The organism is Anaerohalosphaeraceae bacterium (assembly GCA_035378985.1).
Taxonomy (GTDB): Bacteria; Planctomycetota; Phycisphaerae; order Sedimentisphaerales; family Anaerohalosphaeraceae; genus JAHDQI01.
Genome location: DAOSUR010000008.1, coordinates 21248 through 39474 on the forward strand (window position 1 = coordinate 21248; position 18227 = coordinate 39474).

Annotated in this window: 16 protein-coding genes and 1 tRNA gene; 13 read left to right on the forward strand and 4 right to left on the reverse strand. The window is 55.7% G+C overall.

What is annotated here, in order from left to right; all coding sequences use genetic code 11:
* The first annotated feature begins 97 nt into the window (after window positions 1-97).
* From PKY88_07220 to PKY88_07245, 6 genes are read left to right on the forward strand one after another with little or no spacing between them, the layout of a single operon-like run.
* A complete protein-coding gene (locus PKY88_07220; GenBank protein ID HOQ04984.1) occupies window positions 98-859 on the forward strand; it encodes a hypothetical protein in 762 nt (253 codons plus the stop codon).
* Window positions 856-1524, forward strand: coding sequence for a dTMP kinase (gene tmk / locus PKY88_07225; GenBank protein ID HOQ04985.1), 669 nt, complete (start codon window positions 856-858; stop codon window positions 1522-1524). Before PKY88_07220 ends, tmk begins: the two co-directional genes overlap by 4 nt.
* Window positions 1524-2669, forward strand: coding sequence for a DNA polymerase III subunit delta' (locus PKY88_07230; GenBank protein ID HOQ04986.1), 1146 nt, complete (start codon window positions 1524-1526; stop codon window positions 2667-2669). Before tmk ends, PKY88_07230 begins: the two co-directional genes overlap by 1 nt.
* A 36-nt stretch (window positions 2670-2705) precedes the next feature.
* Window positions 2706-4052, forward strand: a complete 1347-nt coding sequence (gene ricT, locus PKY88_07235) for a regulatory iron-sulfur-containing complex subunit RicT (protein ID HOQ04987.1) — start codon at window positions 2706-2708, stop codon at window positions 4050-4052.
* A complete protein-coding gene (gene metG, locus PKY88_07240) occupies window positions 4049-6058 on the forward strand; it encodes a methionine--tRNA ligase (protein ID HOQ04988.1) in 2010 nt (669 codons plus the stop codon). Before ricT ends, metG begins: the two co-directional genes overlap by 4 nt.
* Window positions 6059-6100: 42 nt before the next feature.
* The gene (locus PKY88_07245) at window positions 6101-6481 is read left to right on the forward strand and encodes a hypothetical protein (protein ID HOQ04989.1); all 381 of its coding nucleotides are present in this window, start codon (window positions 6101-6103) and stop codon (window positions 6479-6481) included.
* Here PKY88_07245 and miaA read toward each other — a convergent pair.
* Window positions 6460-7410, reverse strand: a complete 951-nt coding sequence (gene miaA / locus PKY88_07250; GenBank protein HOQ04990.1) for a tRNA (adenosine(37)-N6)-dimethylallyltransferase MiaA — start codon at window positions 7408-7410, stop codon at window positions 6460-6462. The genes PKY88_07245 and miaA overlap by 22 nt on opposite strands.
* A gap of 98 nt (window positions 7411-7508) precedes the next feature.
* Here miaA and PKY88_07255 point away from each other — a divergent pair, with 98 nt between their 5' ends.
* The 6 genes from PKY88_07255 to PKY88_07280 all read left to right on the forward strand — a co-directional run bounded on the left by PKY88_07255 (window position 7509) and on the right by PKY88_07280 (window position 15213).
* Window positions 7509-8426, forward strand: coding sequence for a polyprenyl synthetase family protein (locus PKY88_07255; protein HOQ04991.1), 918 nt, complete (start codon window positions 7509-7511; stop codon window positions 8424-8426).
* Window positions 8427-8429: 3 nt separating this feature from the next.
* Window positions 8430-10418 (forward strand): 1-deoxy-D-xylulose-5-phosphate synthase, encoded by a 1989-nt coding sequence (dxs, locus tag PKY88_07260; protein HOQ04992.1) that lies wholly within the window; start codon window positions 8430-8432, stop codon window positions 10416-10418.
* Window positions 10415-11299, forward strand: a complete 885-nt coding sequence (locus PKY88_07265) for an NAD(+)/NADH kinase (GenBank protein HOQ04993.1) — start codon at window positions 10415-10417, stop codon at window positions 11297-11299. Before dxs ends, PKY88_07265 begins: the two co-directional genes overlap by 4 nt.
* Window positions 11300-11311: 12 nt before the next feature.
* Window positions 11312-12721, forward strand: a complete 1410-nt coding sequence (locus tag PKY88_07270; GenBank protein HOQ04994.1) for a hypothetical protein — start codon at window positions 11312-11314, stop codon at window positions 12719-12721.
* Window positions 12722-12733: 12 nt separating this feature from the next.
* Window positions 12734-14704, forward strand: a complete 1971-nt coding sequence (locus tag PKY88_07275; GenBank protein HOQ04995.1) for a helicase C-terminal domain-containing protein — start codon at window positions 12734-12736, stop codon at window positions 14702-14704.
* A gap of 131 nt (window positions 14705-14835) precedes the next feature.
* Entirely contained in the window at window positions 14836-15213 is a 378-nt protein-coding gene (locus PKY88_07280) for a hypothetical protein (GenBank protein ID HOQ04996.1), read from the forward strand.
* On the opposite strand, the gene PKY88_07285 is transcribed toward PKY88_07280, so the two are convergent.
* Window positions 15191-15613 (reverse strand): hypothetical protein, encoded by a 423-nt coding sequence (locus PKY88_07285; GenBank protein ID HOQ04997.1) that lies wholly within the window; start codon window positions 15611-15613, stop codon window positions 15191-15193. The genes PKY88_07280 and PKY88_07285 overlap by 23 nt on opposite strands.
* A 163-nt stretch (window positions 15614-15776) precedes the next feature.
* Window positions 15777-15849, reverse strand: a tRNA-Arg gene (locus tag PKY88_07290).
* Window positions 15850-15986: 137 nt separating this feature from the next.
* Between PKY88_07290 and PKY88_07295 the strand changes: the two genes are divergently transcribed.
* Window positions 15987-17285: a 3-deoxy-D-manno-octulosonic acid transferase gene (locus tag PKY88_07295; GenBank protein HOQ04998.1), complete on the forward strand. Its 1299-nt coding sequence runs from the start codon at window positions 15987-15989 to the stop codon at window positions 17283-17285.
* On the opposite strand, the gene PKY88_07300 is transcribed toward PKY88_07295, so the two are convergent.
* On the reverse strand, window positions 17266-18123 hold the full coding sequence (locus PKY88_07300) for a homocysteine S-methyltransferase family protein (GenBank protein ID HOQ04999.1): 858 nt from the start codon (window positions 18121-18123) through the stop codon (window positions 17266-17268). The genes PKY88_07295 and PKY88_07300 overlap by 20 nt on opposite strands.
* Window positions 18124-18227: the final 104 nt, after the last annotated feature.

Below are 18227 nucleotides of genomic sequence, written 5' to 3' on the forward strand. Positions count from 1 at the left end.
TTTGGGTAGCACGAAAACATTTTTTTCTTATAATAAAAACGACAAGGGAAAGCCCGTTTTCCCCCTCGGCAAAAAACAGAAAAGCGTTCGATATTGAATGCCTCAAAAGGTAATGAAAATCCTGATGGTCCGCTGGCCGGAAGCCCTTATGCTCACCGGCCTGTTCGGAGGTCTGTCCTGTCTGGCGGCACGGATGAATCAGGAGGCCGTCCCGCAGGGTCTGCTGGCCCAGATGCCTCTTTGGGCGGGCTTTCTCCTCGGTGTCGGATTGATGATTCTGATTATTTTGATTGGAATGCTCTTTACGGGCTTTCTCCGCTCGACCGTTCTGGCCCCTCTGTCAGCTCGGCATCCCCTCGAGCTGCTTCAAATCGGGCGACCGTTTTTCTGGAAATTGTTCCTGCCCTACCTGGTCTTCGAACTGGCATGGTCCTTTTTGTCCATTCTGCTGATGATGCTTCTGCATGCCTTACTCTACAGAAAACTTCCCACAGAGCCGACACCGGAATGGCTCCTGCGGGTCTGCCAGCTGATTGTTCTGTGTATCCTTATCAAACCGTTTCTGATGCTGCCGACCCTGATTCTTCTGGAAAATCGGCCGGTCACGGAAACCCTGGCGGTCATCCGTCGAGTTCCGCTGACCGCCGTAAAACCCCTGATGAAGGTCCTCGAACAGGGTCTGGTGGTTATGGCAGCTTTTTTGCTTTTGCTGTTTGTGATTCCGTTTCCCAAACCCTTGTTTTGGGTTCGCAGCGGTCTTTTGAATACAGCGGGCGGTGCGGTCCTTCTGGTTTGTTTCCTCACCGCCCTTCAGGAATTTGGACAATACTTCGGCCCCCATTCTGAGGAGAAGCAATGACGGCACACACCCCGGGACGTTTTTTGGTGCTGGATGGAACCGACGGCTGTGGAAAGTCGACACAGATTCCCCTGCTGCGGAAGGTCTTTGAACAGCGGGGATTCTCTGTGGTTCAGACCTACGACCCGGGCGGAACGGACATCGGCGAGCAAATCCGAAAACTCCTCAAGTACGATGCCAAAGGCAAAATGGATGTGCACACGGAGACGATGCTGTTTATGGCCTCGCGGGCTCAGCTGGTCAGCGAAGTCATCCGCCCGGCCCTGTCCGAAGGCAAAATTGTTCTCTGCGACCGCTTCGTATCCTCGACCTGCGCCTATCAGGGAGCCGGCGGCTATCCCGTGGAGGAGATTATCAATTTAGCCCGTTATGCCATCGGACAAACCTGGCCGGATTTAACCATTATTTTAGACCTGCCGGCAGAAAAAGGACGGCACCGCACAGGCATACGCAACGGACAAAATCACTCCAATTCCTCCGCTCATCCCGCCGAAGACCGATTCGACTCCAGAAGCCTGGACTATTACCAGCGGGTTCGCCAAGGCTTTCTATCCCTGCCCCAATACTATCCGACTCCAGTCGAGATTGTGAACACGGACGGCCTGTCCATCGAAGAAGTCCATCAGAGAATCGCGGCACTTTTGGAAGAACGGAACTGGTTCTGATGCAGATGCGGGACATTCACAGTCAGGATAAAGCCGTGACGGCCCTCCAGCAGGCCTATGCGGAAGGGCGAATCCCGCACGCCTATCTGTTCGTCGGTCCGGACGGAGTCGGCAAATACACCACGGCAGAGGCCTTCGCCCGCCTCCTGCTTTGCCGGTCCCCCATCCAAACCCCCGCCCGCAGCGGCCCCGTCAAGACGGACAGCTGCGGCCGGTGCCCTTCCTGTCAACTGATGGACGCGGGAAATCATCCCGACTTTGTTCTGATTTATAAAGAACTGCTCCAATATACCAAAGATGGGGAAGACGGCGCGGCACCAGTGGAAATGCCGATTGATGTCGTCCGCGAATTTTTCATCGAGCGGGCGGCCCGAAAACCCGTCATGGGGCCTTATACGGTTTTTGTGATGGAGGAGGCGGAGAAGGTCAATGTCTCCAGTCAAAATGCGATGCTGAAGATTCTGGAAGAGCCGCCTTCGTTCTGCATCATCATCCTCTTGTGCAGCCGGCTGGAGGAGATGCTCCCCACCACCCGCTCCCGCTGCCGGATTCTTTCCTTCGGACCGGTCAGTGAAACCATCATCGTCAAGGAGCTGACGCGAAAAGGAATCGACGCCTCGCAAGCCCTTTTTTGGGCGCGCTTCAGCGAAGGCCGTTTGGGAGAAGCCCTGCGCTGGGCCCAACTCAAAGAGAGCGAAAAACCCGTTGATGCCTACGAAATCAAAAAAGAGCTGGCCGAGCGTCTCAGCCGCCTGGAACCGTCCGAGCTGATCGACACGGCCGGATGGCTTATCCAATCCGCCAAAGCCGTCGGTGATGCCTGGGCTCGACAAAAGCCTAATGTCAGTGCCAAAGACCTCTTTCGCACAGCTGAAAAAGGACTCCTGCGGATGGTCCTGACCCTCTTGGCCGACCTGATGAAGATACCCTATTCAGAGGAATCTTCTCTTGTTTACTCGGATCAAATTGAACTTGTCAGAGAATTCAGCAAAAAAATAAACGCAGAAGAGGCCGCAGAAAAGATAATCAATATCCAGAAACTCCTCGGCTGGGTGGATGCAAACGTCAACGAAAAACTGATTTTCGAGCGGCTCTTGTTAACCTGGACCTTCTCTGATATACTGCCGGTTCGGTCGGACGATTGAACCGACCTCAAAAAGGCCCTCGGAGTATGCCTTTCCATGACACAGGATGAGAGCGCAAAAACAAAAGCGCAAAAACATAACAGCAAATTGATGCTCGTTCGGTATGGGAAAATGGGGCTTTTGGGCTGGTTCGAGCACAATGAACCCCAAATTCCCAAGAACAAGCAATATGTTATCGTCAAAACCGACCGCGGCCTCGAATTAGGCCAGTTGGTAGGTCCCTATAACTACAAAGCGGGAAACTACCGTTTTACCCCGGAGCAGGTCGAGGCGTATTATACCCAGGGCAATAAGGATATCTCTATCACCACAGGGGGACGGTTTGTCCGTTTTGCCACCCACGAGGATATCCGGGAACAGGAACACCTGGAGGCATCCGCCATCGAAGAGGCCAAATGCTGCCAGCGGTTTGCCGATGAGCTCGGCCTGAATATGAAGATTATCGAGGCAGAACATCTTTTCGGGGGTGAGCGCATTCTTTTTTACTTCACCAGCGACGGCAGAGTAGACTTCCGTGAATTGGTGAAAAAACTCGCTCGCGAATACCAGACCCGAATCGAACTTCGCCAAATCGGCTCCCGCGATGAGGCCCGGCTGGTCAGCGATTACGAAAGCTGCGGGCTCGAATGCTGCTGCAAGCGGTTTTTGAAGATTCTGGACCCTGTCAATATGCGGATGGCCAAACTCCAGAAAGCCACCCTCGACCCGTCCAAAATCAGCGGCCACTGCGGGCGTCTGAAGTGCTGTTTGCGGTATGAAGACTACACGTATCGGGAGTTAAAAAGCAAGCTGCCGCCCCGCAATACCCAAGTTCAGACCCCCAAGGGCGTCGGTATCGTCGTAGATTTTCAGGTATTGACTCAGTTGGTTGTCGTCCAGACTCCAGACGGCGAAAAGCAGGCCTGGCCGCTGGAGGAAATTCAAATCCTGTCCGACAAGCCGACGACAGCAACTCCGCCGGCAGAAAGTTCGGCATCGGAAGAACCTGAAGCCTCTGCTTCGCCTCAAGAACAGGAAGAAGTCTCTTTCTCCGACGAAAACTCCGTTCAGTCAGAAACGGTCGAACCAGCCATCCCCGAAGCCCTCGCAGAGGAGGTTGCCGAAGAAATTGAGGAAGTGATTGACCAAATCGAAGAAAACCCCCTCGAGGATGCCGCGGACGAGCCGGAGGAGGAATCCATTCCTTCCAACGGTGAGGAAAACAACAGCAAACCCGACACTCCCGCCGCCACAGAAGTCCAGCCCGGACAGGACAAACCGTTTCCGAGAAAAAAACGGCGCAAAAACCGGCGACGACGCAATCGAAACAATCGGAATGGTTCCGCTCAGGCGGAGTATCGTTCGCCCAACTCAAATTCTTCAAATGGGAACCCAGCAGTATGACACGCAAACTGATTGTCACCTCGGCGCTGCCGTATGCCAACGGTCCGATTCATATCGGCCATCTGGTTGAATACATCCAGACCGACATCTGGGTCCGATACCAGAAGGCCTGCGGAAATGAATGCTATTACTTCTGTGCAGATGACACCCACGGCACCCCGATTATGATTCGGGCACGCTCTGAAGGAATCCCGCCGGAAAAACTGATTGAGCGGATGCATAAGGAACACCTGCGGGATTTTACCGGCTTTCAAATCCGGTTCGACAATTACTACAGCACCCATTCAGAAGAAAACCGCCAGCTGAGCGAGCGCATTTATCAGGGGGCTCTCCGCGCGGGTTCGATTATCAAAAAGACGATTCAGCAGGCCTACGATGAACAGGAAAAGATGTGGCTGCCCGACCGCTACATCAAAGGCACCTGCCCCCGATGCAAGGCCGAGGGCCAGTACGGCGACTCCTGCGACGCCTGCGGAGCCCATTATCAGACCACCGAACTGATTAATCCGGTCAGCGTCATCAGCGGAAAACCGCCGGTCCTGAAGGAAAGCGTGCACTACTTTTTCCGGCTGAGCGACTATGAAACTGCCCTCAAAGACCTGTTCGCCAAAGGATACGTCCAGGACTCCGTCCGCAACAAACTGGATGAGTGGTTTGCGGCAGGGCTGAAAGACTGGGACATCTCGCGCGACGGCCCCTACTTCGGCTTTAAGATTCCCGGCGAGCAGGACAAATACTTTTATGTCTGGCTGGACGCCCCCATCGGCTATATGGCCTCCTGCAAAAACTTCTGCGACCGTAACGGAATGGACTTCGAGCAGGTCTGGAACAGCGGCGAGTATGAAATCTGCCATTTTATCGGCAAGGATATTATGTATTTTCACGCCCTGTTCTGGCCGGCTTTGCTGATGAGCGCCTCCCTGCGCGTGCCGACCAAACTGTTTGTGCACGGCTTTCTGACCGTCAACGGCCAGAAAATGAGCAAAAGCAAGGGCACCTTTATCACCGCCGAAACTTATCTGAAGCACCTGGACCCGCAGTATCTCCGCTACTATTACGCCTCCAAGCTCACCGGTGATGTGAGCGACATTGACTTAAATCTGGAGGACTTCCTCAGCCGCGTCAATGCAGACCTGGTCGGCAAACTGGCCAATCTGGCCAGCCGATGCGTCCCGATGCTCACCCAGAAGCTGGGTGGCCGGCTCGGCCGACTCGATGAAAAAGGAAACGCCCTGCTGGAGCAGATGCAGACGGCCTGCGAAAAAATCAAGGCTGATTATGAAGCCCTCAATTACGCCTCTGCGGTGAGAACGATCGCCTCGCTGGCCGACATCTGCAACCGCTTTGTCGAGGAGGCCCAGCCCTGGGTAACCCTCAAAACCGAGCCGGAGAAGACCCGGACCGACCTGACGGCCGTCCTGAATGCCGTCAAGGTGCTGACAATTTATTTAAAACCGATTCTGCCGGTCTTTGCCGAAAAAATCGAAGCCGTTTTGGATATTCCGCCTCTGACATTTGCCCAGGTCCAACAGCGGCTTGAAAACAAACCGATTCGTCCTTATATCCGTCTGGTAGAACGTATAGAAAAAGAAAAGGTGGACGCTATGCTCGAAGAAAGCAGACAGGAAACGGCCCCGGCGGCACCGGCTCAGCCGGCCCAGCTGGAAGAACCGCTCGCCCCGGAATGCACAATTGAAGATTTTGCGAAAGTGGACCTGCGGATTGCCCGAATCACTCGTGCCGAGCGGGTCGAAGGAGCGGACAAACTGCTCGCCCTCGAACTGGATTTGGGGGCCCTGAAAAAGAATGTCTTTGCCGGCATTGCCAAGGCCTACAAACCGGAAGATCTGGTCGGCCGGCTGGTCGTCTGCGTGGCCAATCTGAAACCGCGAAAGATGAAATTCGGCGTCTCCGACGGGATGGTCTGCGCCGCCGGCTCCGGCGGGGATCAGATTTTCCTCCTGACGGTGGACCCCGGCGCCAAACCCGGCCAGCGCGTCCACTAAAGTCTTTGGTTTGCCTGCAGGAGAGGGAACCGCGAAAACTCTATGAAAAAATCGATCGAAGAAATTGCACGGCAGGACGGTCGATACGACCCGAAGGCCCTGAAGTTTGTTTTTGAAGGACTGGCGGAGACAATCGACAAGATTCGAAAAGACGAAGGAGACCCGGCCCACCCCCGCCACATCACCGGACAGGAGCTGGCCTGGGGGCTGGCGGATTTGGCGCGACAGCGGTGGGGACGGCTGGCGGAGATGGTGCTCAACCAGTGGGGCGTTCGAACCACCCGGGACTTCGGCGAGATTGTGTATCTGATGATTGCCAACGACTGGATGACCTGTCAGGAAAGCGACAGCATCGATGATTTCAACAATGTCTTCGACTTCAAAACGGTCTTCGAAGACCATTACTCATTTGACAGCCGCTGAGCCGAATCCAGCATCTGAAGACACCGCTGGAGCACCGTCTGAAGAGTATCCTCCGGTCCGATGTCAATCCAGCGCACCCCGCAGAAGGTCTTAAACCAGGTCCGCTGGGCCTTGGCCAGCCGGCGCGTATTGATTTTGATTTGCTCAATCGTCTCCTCCAGAGGCCGCTTGCCTTCGAGGTGCTCAATCATCTCCGCATAGCCGATGGCCGCCCGGGCCTGCGGACTCATCGGACGGGACTCATTCAGCAGCCCTCGCACCTCTTCAAGAAAGCCCTCGTCCATCATTTTTTTGACCCGCTGATTGATGCGTCGGCTTTCGAGCTCCTTGGGCCGGCGCAGTCCGATAACCGTCCAGCCCTCCGGCTCCCGGCGGGTCCACTGCCGTTGGAACGAGCTGATGGGCCTGCCGGTCAGCCGATAGACCTCCAGCGCCCGTATGATGCGTTTTTGGTCGTTCGGATGAATCCGCCCGGCGGCCTCAGGGTCCACCTGAACCAATTCCTGATGAAGGGCCTGAAGCCCCTTTTGCTCAATTTCCCGCCGAATTTGTTCCCGCAGAGCGGCATCCGTTCCCGGCCCTTCAAACAGCCCATACAGCAGGGCCTTGATATACATCGCCGTGCCCCCCACCGCAATGACGGGCTTTTGGGCCTTTGCAATCTCCTCGATTGCCTGATGTGCCATATCCAGAAACTGGTCCACACTGAAGGACTCCCACGGCTCGACCACATCCACCAAGTAGTACGGCAGCTGTTTTCTCTTTTCCAGAGGCGGTTTGGCCGTCCCGATGTCCATCCGGCGATAAACCTTCATTGAATCGATGCTGATAATCCCCCCGCCGAGCGTGCGGGCCAGCTCAAAGGCAAGGGCTCCTTTGCCGGAGGCCGTCACCCCCAAAATCAGTATCTTTTTTTGTCCGGAATCCACCGCTGCTCCCAAACGGCCGTATCGTTTTTTCTATCCTATTTTTGATTAAGATTTGTTATAATATCCTTTTTTCAGAAAGAATCCAGTTTGGGCATATAATGGACGTGCAGAATCTTGAAAAATCCGTCTCCGAAATACCCTTTTCGGAGGAATTGACTGCCTGTGCCGAGGCGACCAACCGAACCCTTCGCCGGCTCCTGGACGGTCAGAAAGACATTCCGCCTCGCCTGAAGGAGGCGATGATTTATACCGTGCTCAGTCCGGGCAAACGAATCCGCGCGGCCTTGGTTCAGTGGTGCTGCCGTGTTATATCCGGACAAGTCAATGAAAATGCCCTGAACGCCGCCGCCGCTGTGGAGATGGTGCATACCTATTCACTGATTCACGACGACCTGCCGGCTATGGATGATGATGATTTTCGTCGGGGCCGGCCCAGCTGCCATAAGCAGTTCGACGAAGCCACGGCGATTCTGGCCGGCGACGCCCTGCTGACCTTCGCATTTGAAGTGCTCGCCGCAGAAATCACTCCTCCTCAAACCGCCGTGCAGATGGTGCGGATATTGGCCGAGGCCGCCGGCCCGGCCGGAATGATTGCCGGACAAATCAAAGACCTCCAAAGCCAGGGCGTTGAGGGAACTTTGTCTGAGCTCCAATCCATCCACATCTGCAAAACAGGACGGATGTTTGCCGCCTCTGCGGAATTCGGTGCCGTCGCAGGCCGCGCCTCCGAGAAACACCAAAAAGCCCTGGCCCGATTCGGACTGGATATCGGGCTTGGGTTTCAGATTGCCGATGACCTGCTGGATGTCTCGGCAACCAGTGAACAGCTGGGCAAAACCGCCGGCAAGGACAGCCGGCAGAAAAAACTCACCTATCCGTCTCTGGTCGGAATCGAAAAGGCCCGTCAGATTGCCGAACAAATCACGCAGCGGGCCCTGGAGGATTTATCCTGTTTCGGCTCCGAAGCGGACATCCTGCGGCGGCTGGCCGTCGAACTCTTGAATCGAAAAAGGTAAGCTATGAGCTTCATCGAAGATCCAACGAAACAGACTGCATCCATCATAGAGCGTATCCGTCAGCCGGCGGACCTGCGGATCCTTTCCACCGCCGAACTGGAACAGCTGGCCGCGGAAATCCGCCAGCTTATTACCGAAGCCGTCAGCCGCCGCGGGGGTCATTTGGCCAGCAATCTGGGCGTTGTGGAACTGACCATCGCTCTGCACTATGTCTTTGACTTTTACAAAGACCGGCTGCTCTGGGATGTCGGCCATCAGTGTTATGCCCACAAAATCCTTACCGGACGGAAAGACCGCCTGCTTCAGCTGCGTCAGGAAAACGGTCTGAGCGGGTTTCCTTCTCCCGAAGAAAGTCCGGCGGATGTATTCAGCGTTGGCCATGCCGGCACGTCCATCGCCACCGCTATTGGAATGGCCCTGGGGGCCCAGCACAACAAAACCGAAGAGAAAATCGTGGCCTTCGTCGGGGATGCCAGCATCGTCAACGGTCTTTCGTTTGAGGCCCTCAACAACCTCGGACTGGTCAAGCGGCAGCTGCTGATTGTCCTGAACGACAATTCAATGGCCATCGACACCACCCAGGGTTCGCTGGCCTCTCTGCTCTCGCGGGTGCGGCTCAGCCATACCTACGAAGACATCCGCCAGACAACTGCGATGATCTTAAACCACCTGCCGGTCATCGGAAAGCCGATGGAAGAGGCTCTTCAGAATCTGAAAAAAACCATCCGGATGGCTATCTCTCCCAGCCGACTTTTTGAAAGTCTGAACATTCATTATTTCGGCCCGGTGGACGGACACGATATCGGCTCTCTGATTCAGATTTTCAAGGGTCTGGCCGAGCTGGACCGCCCGGCCATCCTTCACGTGTTCACCAGGAAAGGCAAGGGGTTTACCCCGGCGGACAAAAACCCCCGCCGCTTTCACAGCACCGGTCCCTTTGTGATGAACGGGGAATCCGTGTCCCCCAGCCCGCAGGGCCGCACGTTTACCGATGCTTTCAGTGACGCCCTGCTGAAGGCGGCTCAGAACAATCCGCAAATTATTGCCATCACGGCTGCTATGTCCGACGGCACAGGGCTTTCAAAATTCCGTCAGCAGTTCCCGGATCGCTACTATGACGTGGGAATTGCCGAAAGCGCCGCCGTGGACATCGCCGCCGGTCTGGCCAAACAGGGCCTTCAGCCGGTTGTGTGCATTTATTCAACTTTTTTGCAGCGAAGTTTTGACCAGATCTTTCAGGAAGTCTCGCTTCAGAATCTGCCGGTGGTTTTCTGTATCGACCGGGCCGGGGCCGTCGGAGATGACGGACCGACCCATCACGGCTTGTGGGACATCGGGTATCTGCGGATGCTGCCGAATCTGATTCTGGTCTCCCCCGCCAACGAAAAGGAAATGGAAGGGGCTCTGCACTACGCCTTCCAGCAAAAGCAGCCCGTGGCCATTCGCTATCCCCGGGATCTGGTACCCGTCTGTCCCCCCGCCTGCGAAATCGGAGAGGAGCCGTTCCGGACGGGCCGCAGTGTTTGGGTCCGCCGAGCCGAATCGGAGTGGGTCATCGCGGCCCTGGGACCTTTGACAGCCGAGGCGCTCCAGGCCGCAGAAGAACTGGCACAGGAGGGAATCGAAGTATCCGTCATCAATGCCCGTTTCGCCAAACCGATTGACCCGGCTCTGGTTGAGCTCTTTGCCCAGGGTAAAACGGTGATTGTGCTCGAAGACCACAGTCGTGCAGGCGGATTCGGGGAAGCCCTGCTGGCGGAAGCCGCCCAAAGGGCCTTTGTCGAAAGACGTCCGGACATCCATACCGCTATCGGAAAAGCCGTCCTGCTGGCCGGACCGGACGACCAATATATCCCTGTCGCCAAAAGGCAAACCCAGATGAAATGGATGGGGCTGACGGCGGAAAGCATTGCTGAAACCATAAGAAAACTGGCTTCCGCGGACCTGTCTGTCCGATGCAAGGAAGAATCGATACGGAGCAGAAGACAATGAAACCTCTTTCCCTGATTCTGTTCGGCGATGCCCGCAAGGCCTATGCCAAAGAGGCCCTCGAGCGATTTCTTGCCTTTGCGCAGGGTCGTGCCCGGATTTTGGCCAACTGTATGGAGAATGCATGCTCGCTGGATGTTCTCAAACAGGCCGACTATGCGGTGGTCTTCGGCGGTGACGGAACCCTTCTGTCCGCCGCCCGGCAGCTGTGCCAATCCAAGATTCCGGTTATCGGCGTCAATGTCGGCAAACTCGGTTTTCTGGCGGAATTCAGCATTGAGGAACTCATTGACCAGTTCGACCAAATCGCTGACGGCCAGGCGGCCATCGAAGAGCGAATGGTTCTGCAGTGTTCCCTGCACCGTCGACATCAGGAGATTTTTTCCTCCACGGCGGTCAATGACGTGGTGATTACCGCCGGTTCGCCGTTCAGCATGATTGAGCTGCAGATTTTCATCGAAGGCCAGTCTTTGGCCGGGTGCATCGGGGACGGTGTTATCGTGTCCACTCCGACCGGCTCAACGGCATATAACCTCTCCGCCGGAGGTCCGATTCTGGCGGCCAATCTGTCGGCGTTTGTTCTGACTCCGATTTGTCCTCATTCGCTCAGCTTTCGTCCGGTTGTCATTGCGGCGGATCGTCGCGTCGAGATCTCCCCGCTTCGGGTCAATCAGCAAACCTCTCTGCTTCTGGACGGCCAGGTACAAAGCCAATTGGAAAAAGAGGATGTGATTCGAATCCAAAAGCACGAGGGGCGATTCCTTGTGGTGAATAACCCGCTTCGCACCCAATGGGACACGCTGGCTTCCAAACTTCATTGGGCCCGCAAGCCGGGATATACCCTATCCAATGAACCCAAACCAGACGGAAAAAGTAAAAGATAAAGAGGCCTTTCTATGAACGGAAAAATCTTTCTTGCTTCAGCGGTCTTTTCTGCGGCAATATCAGCAGCGTGGGCTGCAGAAGCCCCGGGGGCCCGTTCCCCAATCGGTTCTCCCACTCAGGTTCCCAGTGCGAACCGAACGGCGGCTATTCCCAGCCAGCCCAACCTGTATGGGTATGTAGGCAATCTGACTATGACCGGCAACATCGGCGGCGGACGGCATTTCCGCGGCTTCGTCCCATACAGCTCCAGCGATTACATCGACCGACGGCTTTTAGACCCGCAGTCGAGGGCTGTCAGTTCTTTTTTAAGACGCTCCGCACAGGCCGAAGCGTTCTTCGACCCCCGGCAAACGGTAACCTCCCTTCAGCGTCCCGGCGGTTCCGGGTTGGGGACACCGACCATTCCGCCGCAAGTACGCGTGACGGCTTCCAAACAATGGCTCGAATCCTTTGATATTGCCGATGTCATCCGTCCGCCGCAGCAGCGGCCTTTAGCCCCTTCCACCCAGACCCTCGAATCCATCCTGCAGCAGCATCTGACTCAAAAAACAGCCGAAAAAAGCAGGAAAATCGTCCCCCTTGACCCGCTGCAGACCGTTCCGCCCGGAATGGACCTTTCGAAACTCTCTTCAGAAGCAAAACCGGCCCCGCTTCTGACAGACAAAACGGTACGAAAGCCCGAATCGGAAGAATCCACCTCTTCATCCCAAAGCATTTATGCTCAGATACGGCGGCAGCTGGGACTGAGCAGAGACAACGAGCAGCCCGAAAAAGAAACCCGGTTAACCGCTGAAGAGCCGGCCGCTCCCGAAGAAAAAACCAAACCGCAGCCCTCTTCTTCCCGCTCCGGTCTGCGGATGCGTCCGGAGGATTTCGTCAAACCGGAAGACGGAAGGGCCTTGCGGAAAGACTATCCGGACTTCGAACACCTGGCTGCGGCAAGGGCTGAAGATTATCTGTTTTTGGGCGAGGAATTCCTCAAAAACGGCCAATATTACAAGGCCGCAGACGCCTTTGAACTGGCTTCCGTCTGGGACAGGAAGAACCCTCTTCTGGTACTGGCCCGCTCTCACGCCCTGTTTGCGGCGGGGGAATACATGAGCAGCGCCTTTTATCTGAGCCAGGCCATCGAGATGGAGCCGAAGGTTCTCGAAAGCCGTTTCGACTGGGCCTCCCTGCTGGACAGCCGCGATGCCTTCGAACACCGGCTCACAGAACTGTCCACCTGGCAGCAGCGGAGCAACTCGGCGGAATTGGCCCTGCTGATGGGTTATATCCTCTTTCAGGACGGCAAACTGACTCGCGCACGGATTTCCGCAGAATATGCTGAAGATATGATGCCGGACAGTCAGGCGGCCAAGCTTCTTGTCCAGGCCGTTCAGGCGGCAATCCAATCCGCCCCCTCTCCTGCAGCCCCCTAAACCGGAAGCGATATGATTGCCCATGCTCCCCAGGACGGTTTGGAGGCGCATCAGCTGCTGGGACCGAACGGCTGGGTCGCCTGCTGCAGTGCCGATTATGAATATCGGCCCCAGCAGATTGCCATGGCCTCCAAAGTCATCGAGGCACTCCGCCAGAAATACATCCTTGTGGCGGAGGCGGGCACAGGTGTCGGCAAAAGTTTTGCCTATCTGGCCGCCGCTCTCGACCAGGCCTTTCGCAAGAACGGGCGGGTACTCATCAGCACATACACCATCCATCTCCAGCAGCAGCTGATGGAGAAAGACATTCCCTTTCTGCAGCAGGCCGTCCCGCAGCCCTTTACGGCCTGTCTGGCCAAAGGCCGAAACCACTATCTGTGCCTGCGGCGGCTCCGCTATGCCCAAAACCGCCGACAAGCCCTCTTTGAAGACCGCGGCAGCGAATTGTCCATCCTGAGCGAATGGGCGCAGAAGACGCAGGACGGCTCCCTGAGCGACTTAAAAACCAGCCCTTCCCCGCAGCTCTGGCAGACCGTTCAGAGCGAACACGGCATCTGCCGGGGGCGAAAGTGCCCTTCTTTTCGGGAATGTTTCTACTGGCGGGCCAGACGAAAACTGGAAACCGCCGACATCATCGTCGCCAACCACGCCCTCCTGTTCAGTGATTTGGTTCTCAGACAGAGCGGAGCGAGCATTCTGCCTCCCTATCGATTTGTCATCCTCGACGAAGCCCACAATCTCGAACACGTTGCGGAAGAACATTTCGGCATCGAGCTGAGCCCCTCCTCCATCCGGCACCTGCTGGATACGCTCTGCCACCCTCGACATCACAAGGGACTTTTGGACAGCAGCGCCGCCCACCAAAAGGCCCGGCAGCTTGTCAACCAGTGCCGTCGAGAAGCAGACCTGTTCTTTGCACAGATTCAGGCCTGGTACGAGCAGACTGCCGAAGAAACCGGCGGCCGATGCACCCCGGACTTTGTCAGCGATAACCTCACCGAACCGCTCCGTCAGCTTCGGCTCGAGCTGAACCGGCTGGTCAAAGAAGAAGAAAACGAAGACCAGCAGCTGGAGTTCCAGCGGATTATCGACCGCTGCCAGGAAACCGAACAGGAGTTAAAAATCTTTCTGTCCCAGTCCCAGGAAGGATTTATGTACTGGGTGGAAGAAGAAGCCGGCCCGCGAAAAACAGTGGTTCTGCGCAGCGCTCCTCTGGATGTGGGGCCGTATGTCAAAGCGTGCCTCTTCGACGTGTTTGACTCCGTTGTGCTCACCAGCGCCACCCTCAGCAGCGGACAATCCGAAAACGGCTTTGACTTTTTCACCCGACGAATCGGACTGGAAAACTATCAGTCTGTTCAGGTCGGCTCTCCCTTTGATTACAGCCGTCAGGTGCGTCTGTATCTGGAAGCCAACATGCCCGACCCGAACAGCGAGGCCTTTCAGGAAAAAGCTGCCCGGGCCATCCAAAAATATCTCCTCAAAACCGAAGGCCGTGCCTTTATCCTTTTTACCAGCCACACGATGCTTCGGCAGATGGCCGGCTGCCTGGCCGGCTGGCTGGCCGAACAAAAAATGACCGCCCTGATTCAGGGCGAGGGACAGGACCGAGCCGCCCTGCTGGCCCAGTTCAAAACCCTCCCCCGCTGTGTTCTGTTCGGCACCGACAGCTTCTGGCAGGGTGTCGATGTGCCGGGTGAACAGCTGTCCAATGTGATTATCGTCCGGCTGCCGTTTGCCGTCCCCGGACACCCCCTCATCCAGGGCCGAATTGAGCAAATCCGGGCCCAGGGAGGCAACCCGTTTTATGAATACCAGGTTCCGATGGCCATCCTGAAATTCAAACAGGGCTTCGGACGCCTGATTCGCCGGAAAACCGATCAGGGCATCGTCGCCGTATTAGACAGCCGAATCCTTCAAAAAAAGTACGGAAAACAGTTCCTTCAAGCCCTGCCGGAATGTCCTATCTTTATTGAAGAGTAATTTTGTCCCCTTATCGCATTTTTCTTTTACTTAATTCAGTCTCTCATCCTTTTTGCCGATAAACAGCAAAGGCCTAAACTGTCATTTCCGGCAAGACGAAAATCCGGAAAAATGGGGCAGATAGGAATACTATGAAGAACTATACGGAATCATTGATTGTGGATGATTGGCGTCGCATTTGGGGTGCCTATCAGAAACACCTTACCCTTTTTATTCTCGCTCTGGCCGTTGATACCGTCAGCACAATCTATTTTATGACTTCCTCCGGGCCGGAACAGGAGTTTCACCCGCTGGTTCGGATGGCCGCATTCGCCTACGGACCTATCGCAGGTCCTGTTTTAGCCGCCGCCTATAAACTAATTGCTGCCTTGATTGTTGTGCTGTACTGGCACAAATTCGCCGCCCCTATTTTGACCACAGCGGCAGTGTTTTACCTGTTTGCGGCTTTTTATAACTATTTTGCGATTGAGTTGTATCTAAAAGGGCTTATGCCCTGGCTTCCATTTTAGCCGCAGAAAAGCCTCCGGCCCGCTCCGAACGGTGACTGCACCCCAAGTCCAGTTCTTCGAACAATTCCATATCCGGCGCTGTCAGCGTTTCCAGAGAATGATAAGAAATCAGCAGATGGGGCTTGAGGCGAACGGCATCCGAAAAAGAATCCGCCACATAGCGGCACTGCAGAAGAATCGGTTCGGATGAATACTCCGGAAAGTCCCACGTTACCTCCCACCAGGTACGCTGGTGCTTCTGAGCCCATTCCGCCAAAACCTCCTCATCATAAACCCCTTCCAATACAGAAAAATACCCCGCCGGAATCCGAATCTGACGCCAAATTCCAGAAGCGGGGGATGTCTTCAGCAGAATGGGCCAAAGCTCCTCAAACACCATCAGAAGGGATTGTCTGTTCATACGACCTCCATCATCACAATTTCTTCCTCCGAAGCCGCCCGGCAGGATAAAAGAAAAATATTGTGAAAAGATTGACCGCAGGTGTTTTTTTGATTATTTCAGGAGCCGTTCAGGCGAGAAATGGAAAAATTCTATAACCCCCTTCATTAGAAGAACTTCCAAACGTCCCCGAGAGGAGTCGAACCTCTAACCTTTGGCTCCGGAGGCCAACGCTCTATCCATTGAGCTACGGGGACTTACTTCCTACAAATACGACAAAAACCTCCGCAAGTCAAGAACCAAAACCCCATTCCGATACTTTCCGGACTTTTTCCCCGGATTGACAGCCGCCCGGATTCCGGTAAGATGCCCTTTTCCTAAAACGGCGAACCCTATGAGATATTTGATTGATTTGGCTTACATTCTTGCACTGCTCGGATACAGTCCGAAGATTGTCTATCGGATGCTGAAGGAAAACCGCTACAGATCCGGCTGGGACCAGCGTCTCGGCAAGATTCAGCGGCGGTTTCCGGAGCGTCCGTGCCTTTGGATTCACGCCGTCAGTGTAGGAGAGGTCAATGCCGCCCGCACCCTCATCGACAAACTCCTTCGGCAGATGCCCGAATATGAAATCGTTCTGACCTCCACCACCGACACCGGTCTTCAGCGTGCCCGTTCGCTGTATGAGAAAACCCTGACGGTCTCCTATTTTCCGTTCGACTTTTCCTGGATTATGAAACGGGCCTTCCGGCAAATCAACCCCAAAGCAATTCTGCTGATGGAGCTGGAGGTCTGGCCGAATTTAACCATACTGGCGTCTGAGCAAAAGATTCCGGTGATTGTGGTCAACGGACGGCTCAGCGACAAAAGTTTCCCCCGCTATCTGAAAATCCGTCCCTTTGTCCGGCGCACCTTCAGCCGTCTTGCTATGGTACTGGCTCAAACGGAGGAATACGCCCACCGCTTTATTGCATTGGGCTGCCCGCCCGAACGGGTCCGTATCACCAGCTCGCTTAAATACGACACCGCGCGAACGGAACCCGACGCACCCGCCGTACAGAAACTTGCCGAACAGCTCCATCTGGGCCCGGAACCGCTGTGGGTTGTCGGCGGGACCGGTCCGGGCGAAGAGCAAATCGCCCTCGAAATCTTCAGCCGGCTTAAAAAAGAATCGCCGCTCGAATCGCTCCGAATGGCCGTCATTCCGCGAAAACCCGAACGCTTTGAAGAGGTGGCCGACCTGATTCGAGGTTCCGGCTTTCCCTGGGTGCGGTACAGCCGGCTCAAAGAGCAAAATACCGCCGCGGAGGGAAAACCGGACATCATCCTCGGCGATACGATGGGCGATTTAAACAACTTTTATGCCCTCGCGACTGTTGTTTTCGTCGGACGTACGCTGGTGCCGATGGGCGGCTCGGATATGATGGAATCGGCCGCACTGGGCAAGTGCACCCTCTTTGGTCCGCACACGTTCAATTTCAAGCAGACTGTACAGGAGCTGCTGGCCGGACAAGGCGCCATCGAAGTCGCCGATAAAGAACAGCTTTTTGAGATGACTCGCAAGTGCCTTCTCGACAGAGATTTCGCCCGCCGAATTGCTGAAAACGGACGAAACATCATCCTTCGCAGCAAAGGGGCCACGCAGAAAACGCTTCAGGCCCTTCGTGAAGTGCTCAGCGGCGGAGGTGTTTGACGGCTGCGGCCAGATGCTCCGGCGTCGTCCCGCAGCAGCCGCCTACAATCGCCGCCCCGGCCTGATGAATCCGCTCCAACCCGCAGGCAAACTCCTCCGGTGCAAGGTCATAGACCGCCCGCTCCCCCTCCAGACGCGGCTTGCCGGCATTGGGTTCGGCCAGCAAGAGAACCTTCTTGCCCGCCAAAGCCCCGGCAAACTCCTGCGCCAGACGAACATAGGAATCCATATCGAGTGTGCCGCAGTTAAAGCCGACAGCCGCAATCCCCAGCCCCGCCAGCCGACCGACGGCCTGCTGCGGCGAAACCCCCATCATTGTCCGAAAACTCTCTTTGGCCGGGTCAAACGCCAGCGAAACCAAAATCGGCAAATCCGCACAAACCGACCGAACGGCCTCTATCGCAACCTCAATCTCCTCCAGAGCCGTCATCGTTTCAATCAGAAAGCCGTCCACGCCGCCGTCCAGAAGCCCCCGAATCTGCCGCACAAAAGCAGCTTTCAGGTCTTCCGTTTTGAGCGTTCCGATGGGCTCCAGAAAATCCCCGCACGGGCCGATATCGCCGAGCACATACCGGTCCGGCCCGGCCTCCCGGCGTGCCAGGCGGGCGCCCGCCTCATTCAGCTGTTCCGTCCGGGCATCGACCCTGTGCCGCCGCAGCGAAAGCGAATTGCCCCCGAAGGTATTGGTCAGCACAGCATCACAGCCGGCTTCCAGATATGCTCGATGAACCTCTGCTACAATCTGGGGCCGTTCCGCATTCAGCCGCTCGACGCACTGTCCCTGCTGAACACCGCGGGCAAACAGCTGGGTGCCCATCGCCCCGTCCAGGAAAAACACGCCGTCCTGAAGCCGTTGGAATAATGGTTTTCTGATAGCCGTTCTCCTGAATAGAGTCTCTGTTTCTTTTTTGCTTCCTCTACAGGAAAAGTGTCATTTCGTCA

Bases quoted from the DNA above. Each gene is read 5' to 3' on its own strand.
- PKY88_07265 (HOQ04993.1), top strand. From the start codon at position 10,415: ATGAAACCTCTTTCCCTGATTCTGTTCGGCGATGCCCGCAAGGCCTAT.
- ricT (HOQ04987.1), top strand. From the start codon at position 2,706: ATGACACAGGATGAGAGCGCAAAAACAAAAGCGCAAAAACATAACAGC.
- PKY88_07245 (HOQ04989.1), top strand. From the start codon at position 6,101: ATGAAAAAATCGATCGAAGAAATTGCACGGCAGGACGGTCGATACGAC.
- PKY88_07280 (HOQ04996.1), top strand. From the start codon at position 14,836: ATGAAGAACTATACGGAATCATTGATTGTGGATGATTGGCGTCGCATT.
- tmk (HOQ04985.1), top strand. From the start codon at position 856: ATGACGGCACACACCCCGGGACGTTTTTTGGTGCTGGATGGAACCGAC.
- PKY88_07275 (HOQ04995.1), top strand. From the start codon at position 12,734: ATGATTGCCCATGCTCCCCAGGACGGTTTGGAGGCGCATCAGCTGCTG.
- metG (HOQ04988.1), top strand. From the start codon at position 4,049: ATGACACGCAAACTGATTGTCACCTCGGCGCTGCCGTATGCCAACGGT.
- PKY88_07285 (HOQ04997.1), bottom strand. From the start codon at position 15,613: ATGAACAGACAATCCCTTCTGATGGTGTTTGAGGAGCTTTGGCCCATT.
- PKY88_07255 (HOQ04991.1), top strand. From the start codon at position 7,509: ATGGACGTGCAGAATCTTGAAAAATCCGTCTCCGAAATACCCTTTTCG.
- PKY88_07270 (HOQ04994.1), top strand. From the start codon at position 11,312: ATGAACGGAAAAATCTTTCTTGCTTCAGCGGTCTTTTCTGCGGCAATA.
- dxs (HOQ04992.1), top strand. From the start codon at position 8,430: ATGAGCTTCATCGAAGATCCAACGAAACAGACTGCATCCATCATAGAG.
- PKY88_07220 (HOQ04984.1), top strand. From the start codon at position 98: ATGCCTCAAAAGGTAATGAAAATCCTGATGGTCCGCTGGCCGGAAGCC.
- PKY88_07295 (HOQ04998.1), top strand. From the start codon at position 15,987: ATGAGATATTTGATTGATTTGGCTTACATTCTTGCACTGCTCGGATAC.
- PKY88_07230 (HOQ04986.1), top strand. From the start codon at position 1,524: ATGCAGATGCGGGACATTCACAGTCAGGATAAAGCCGTGACGGCCCTC.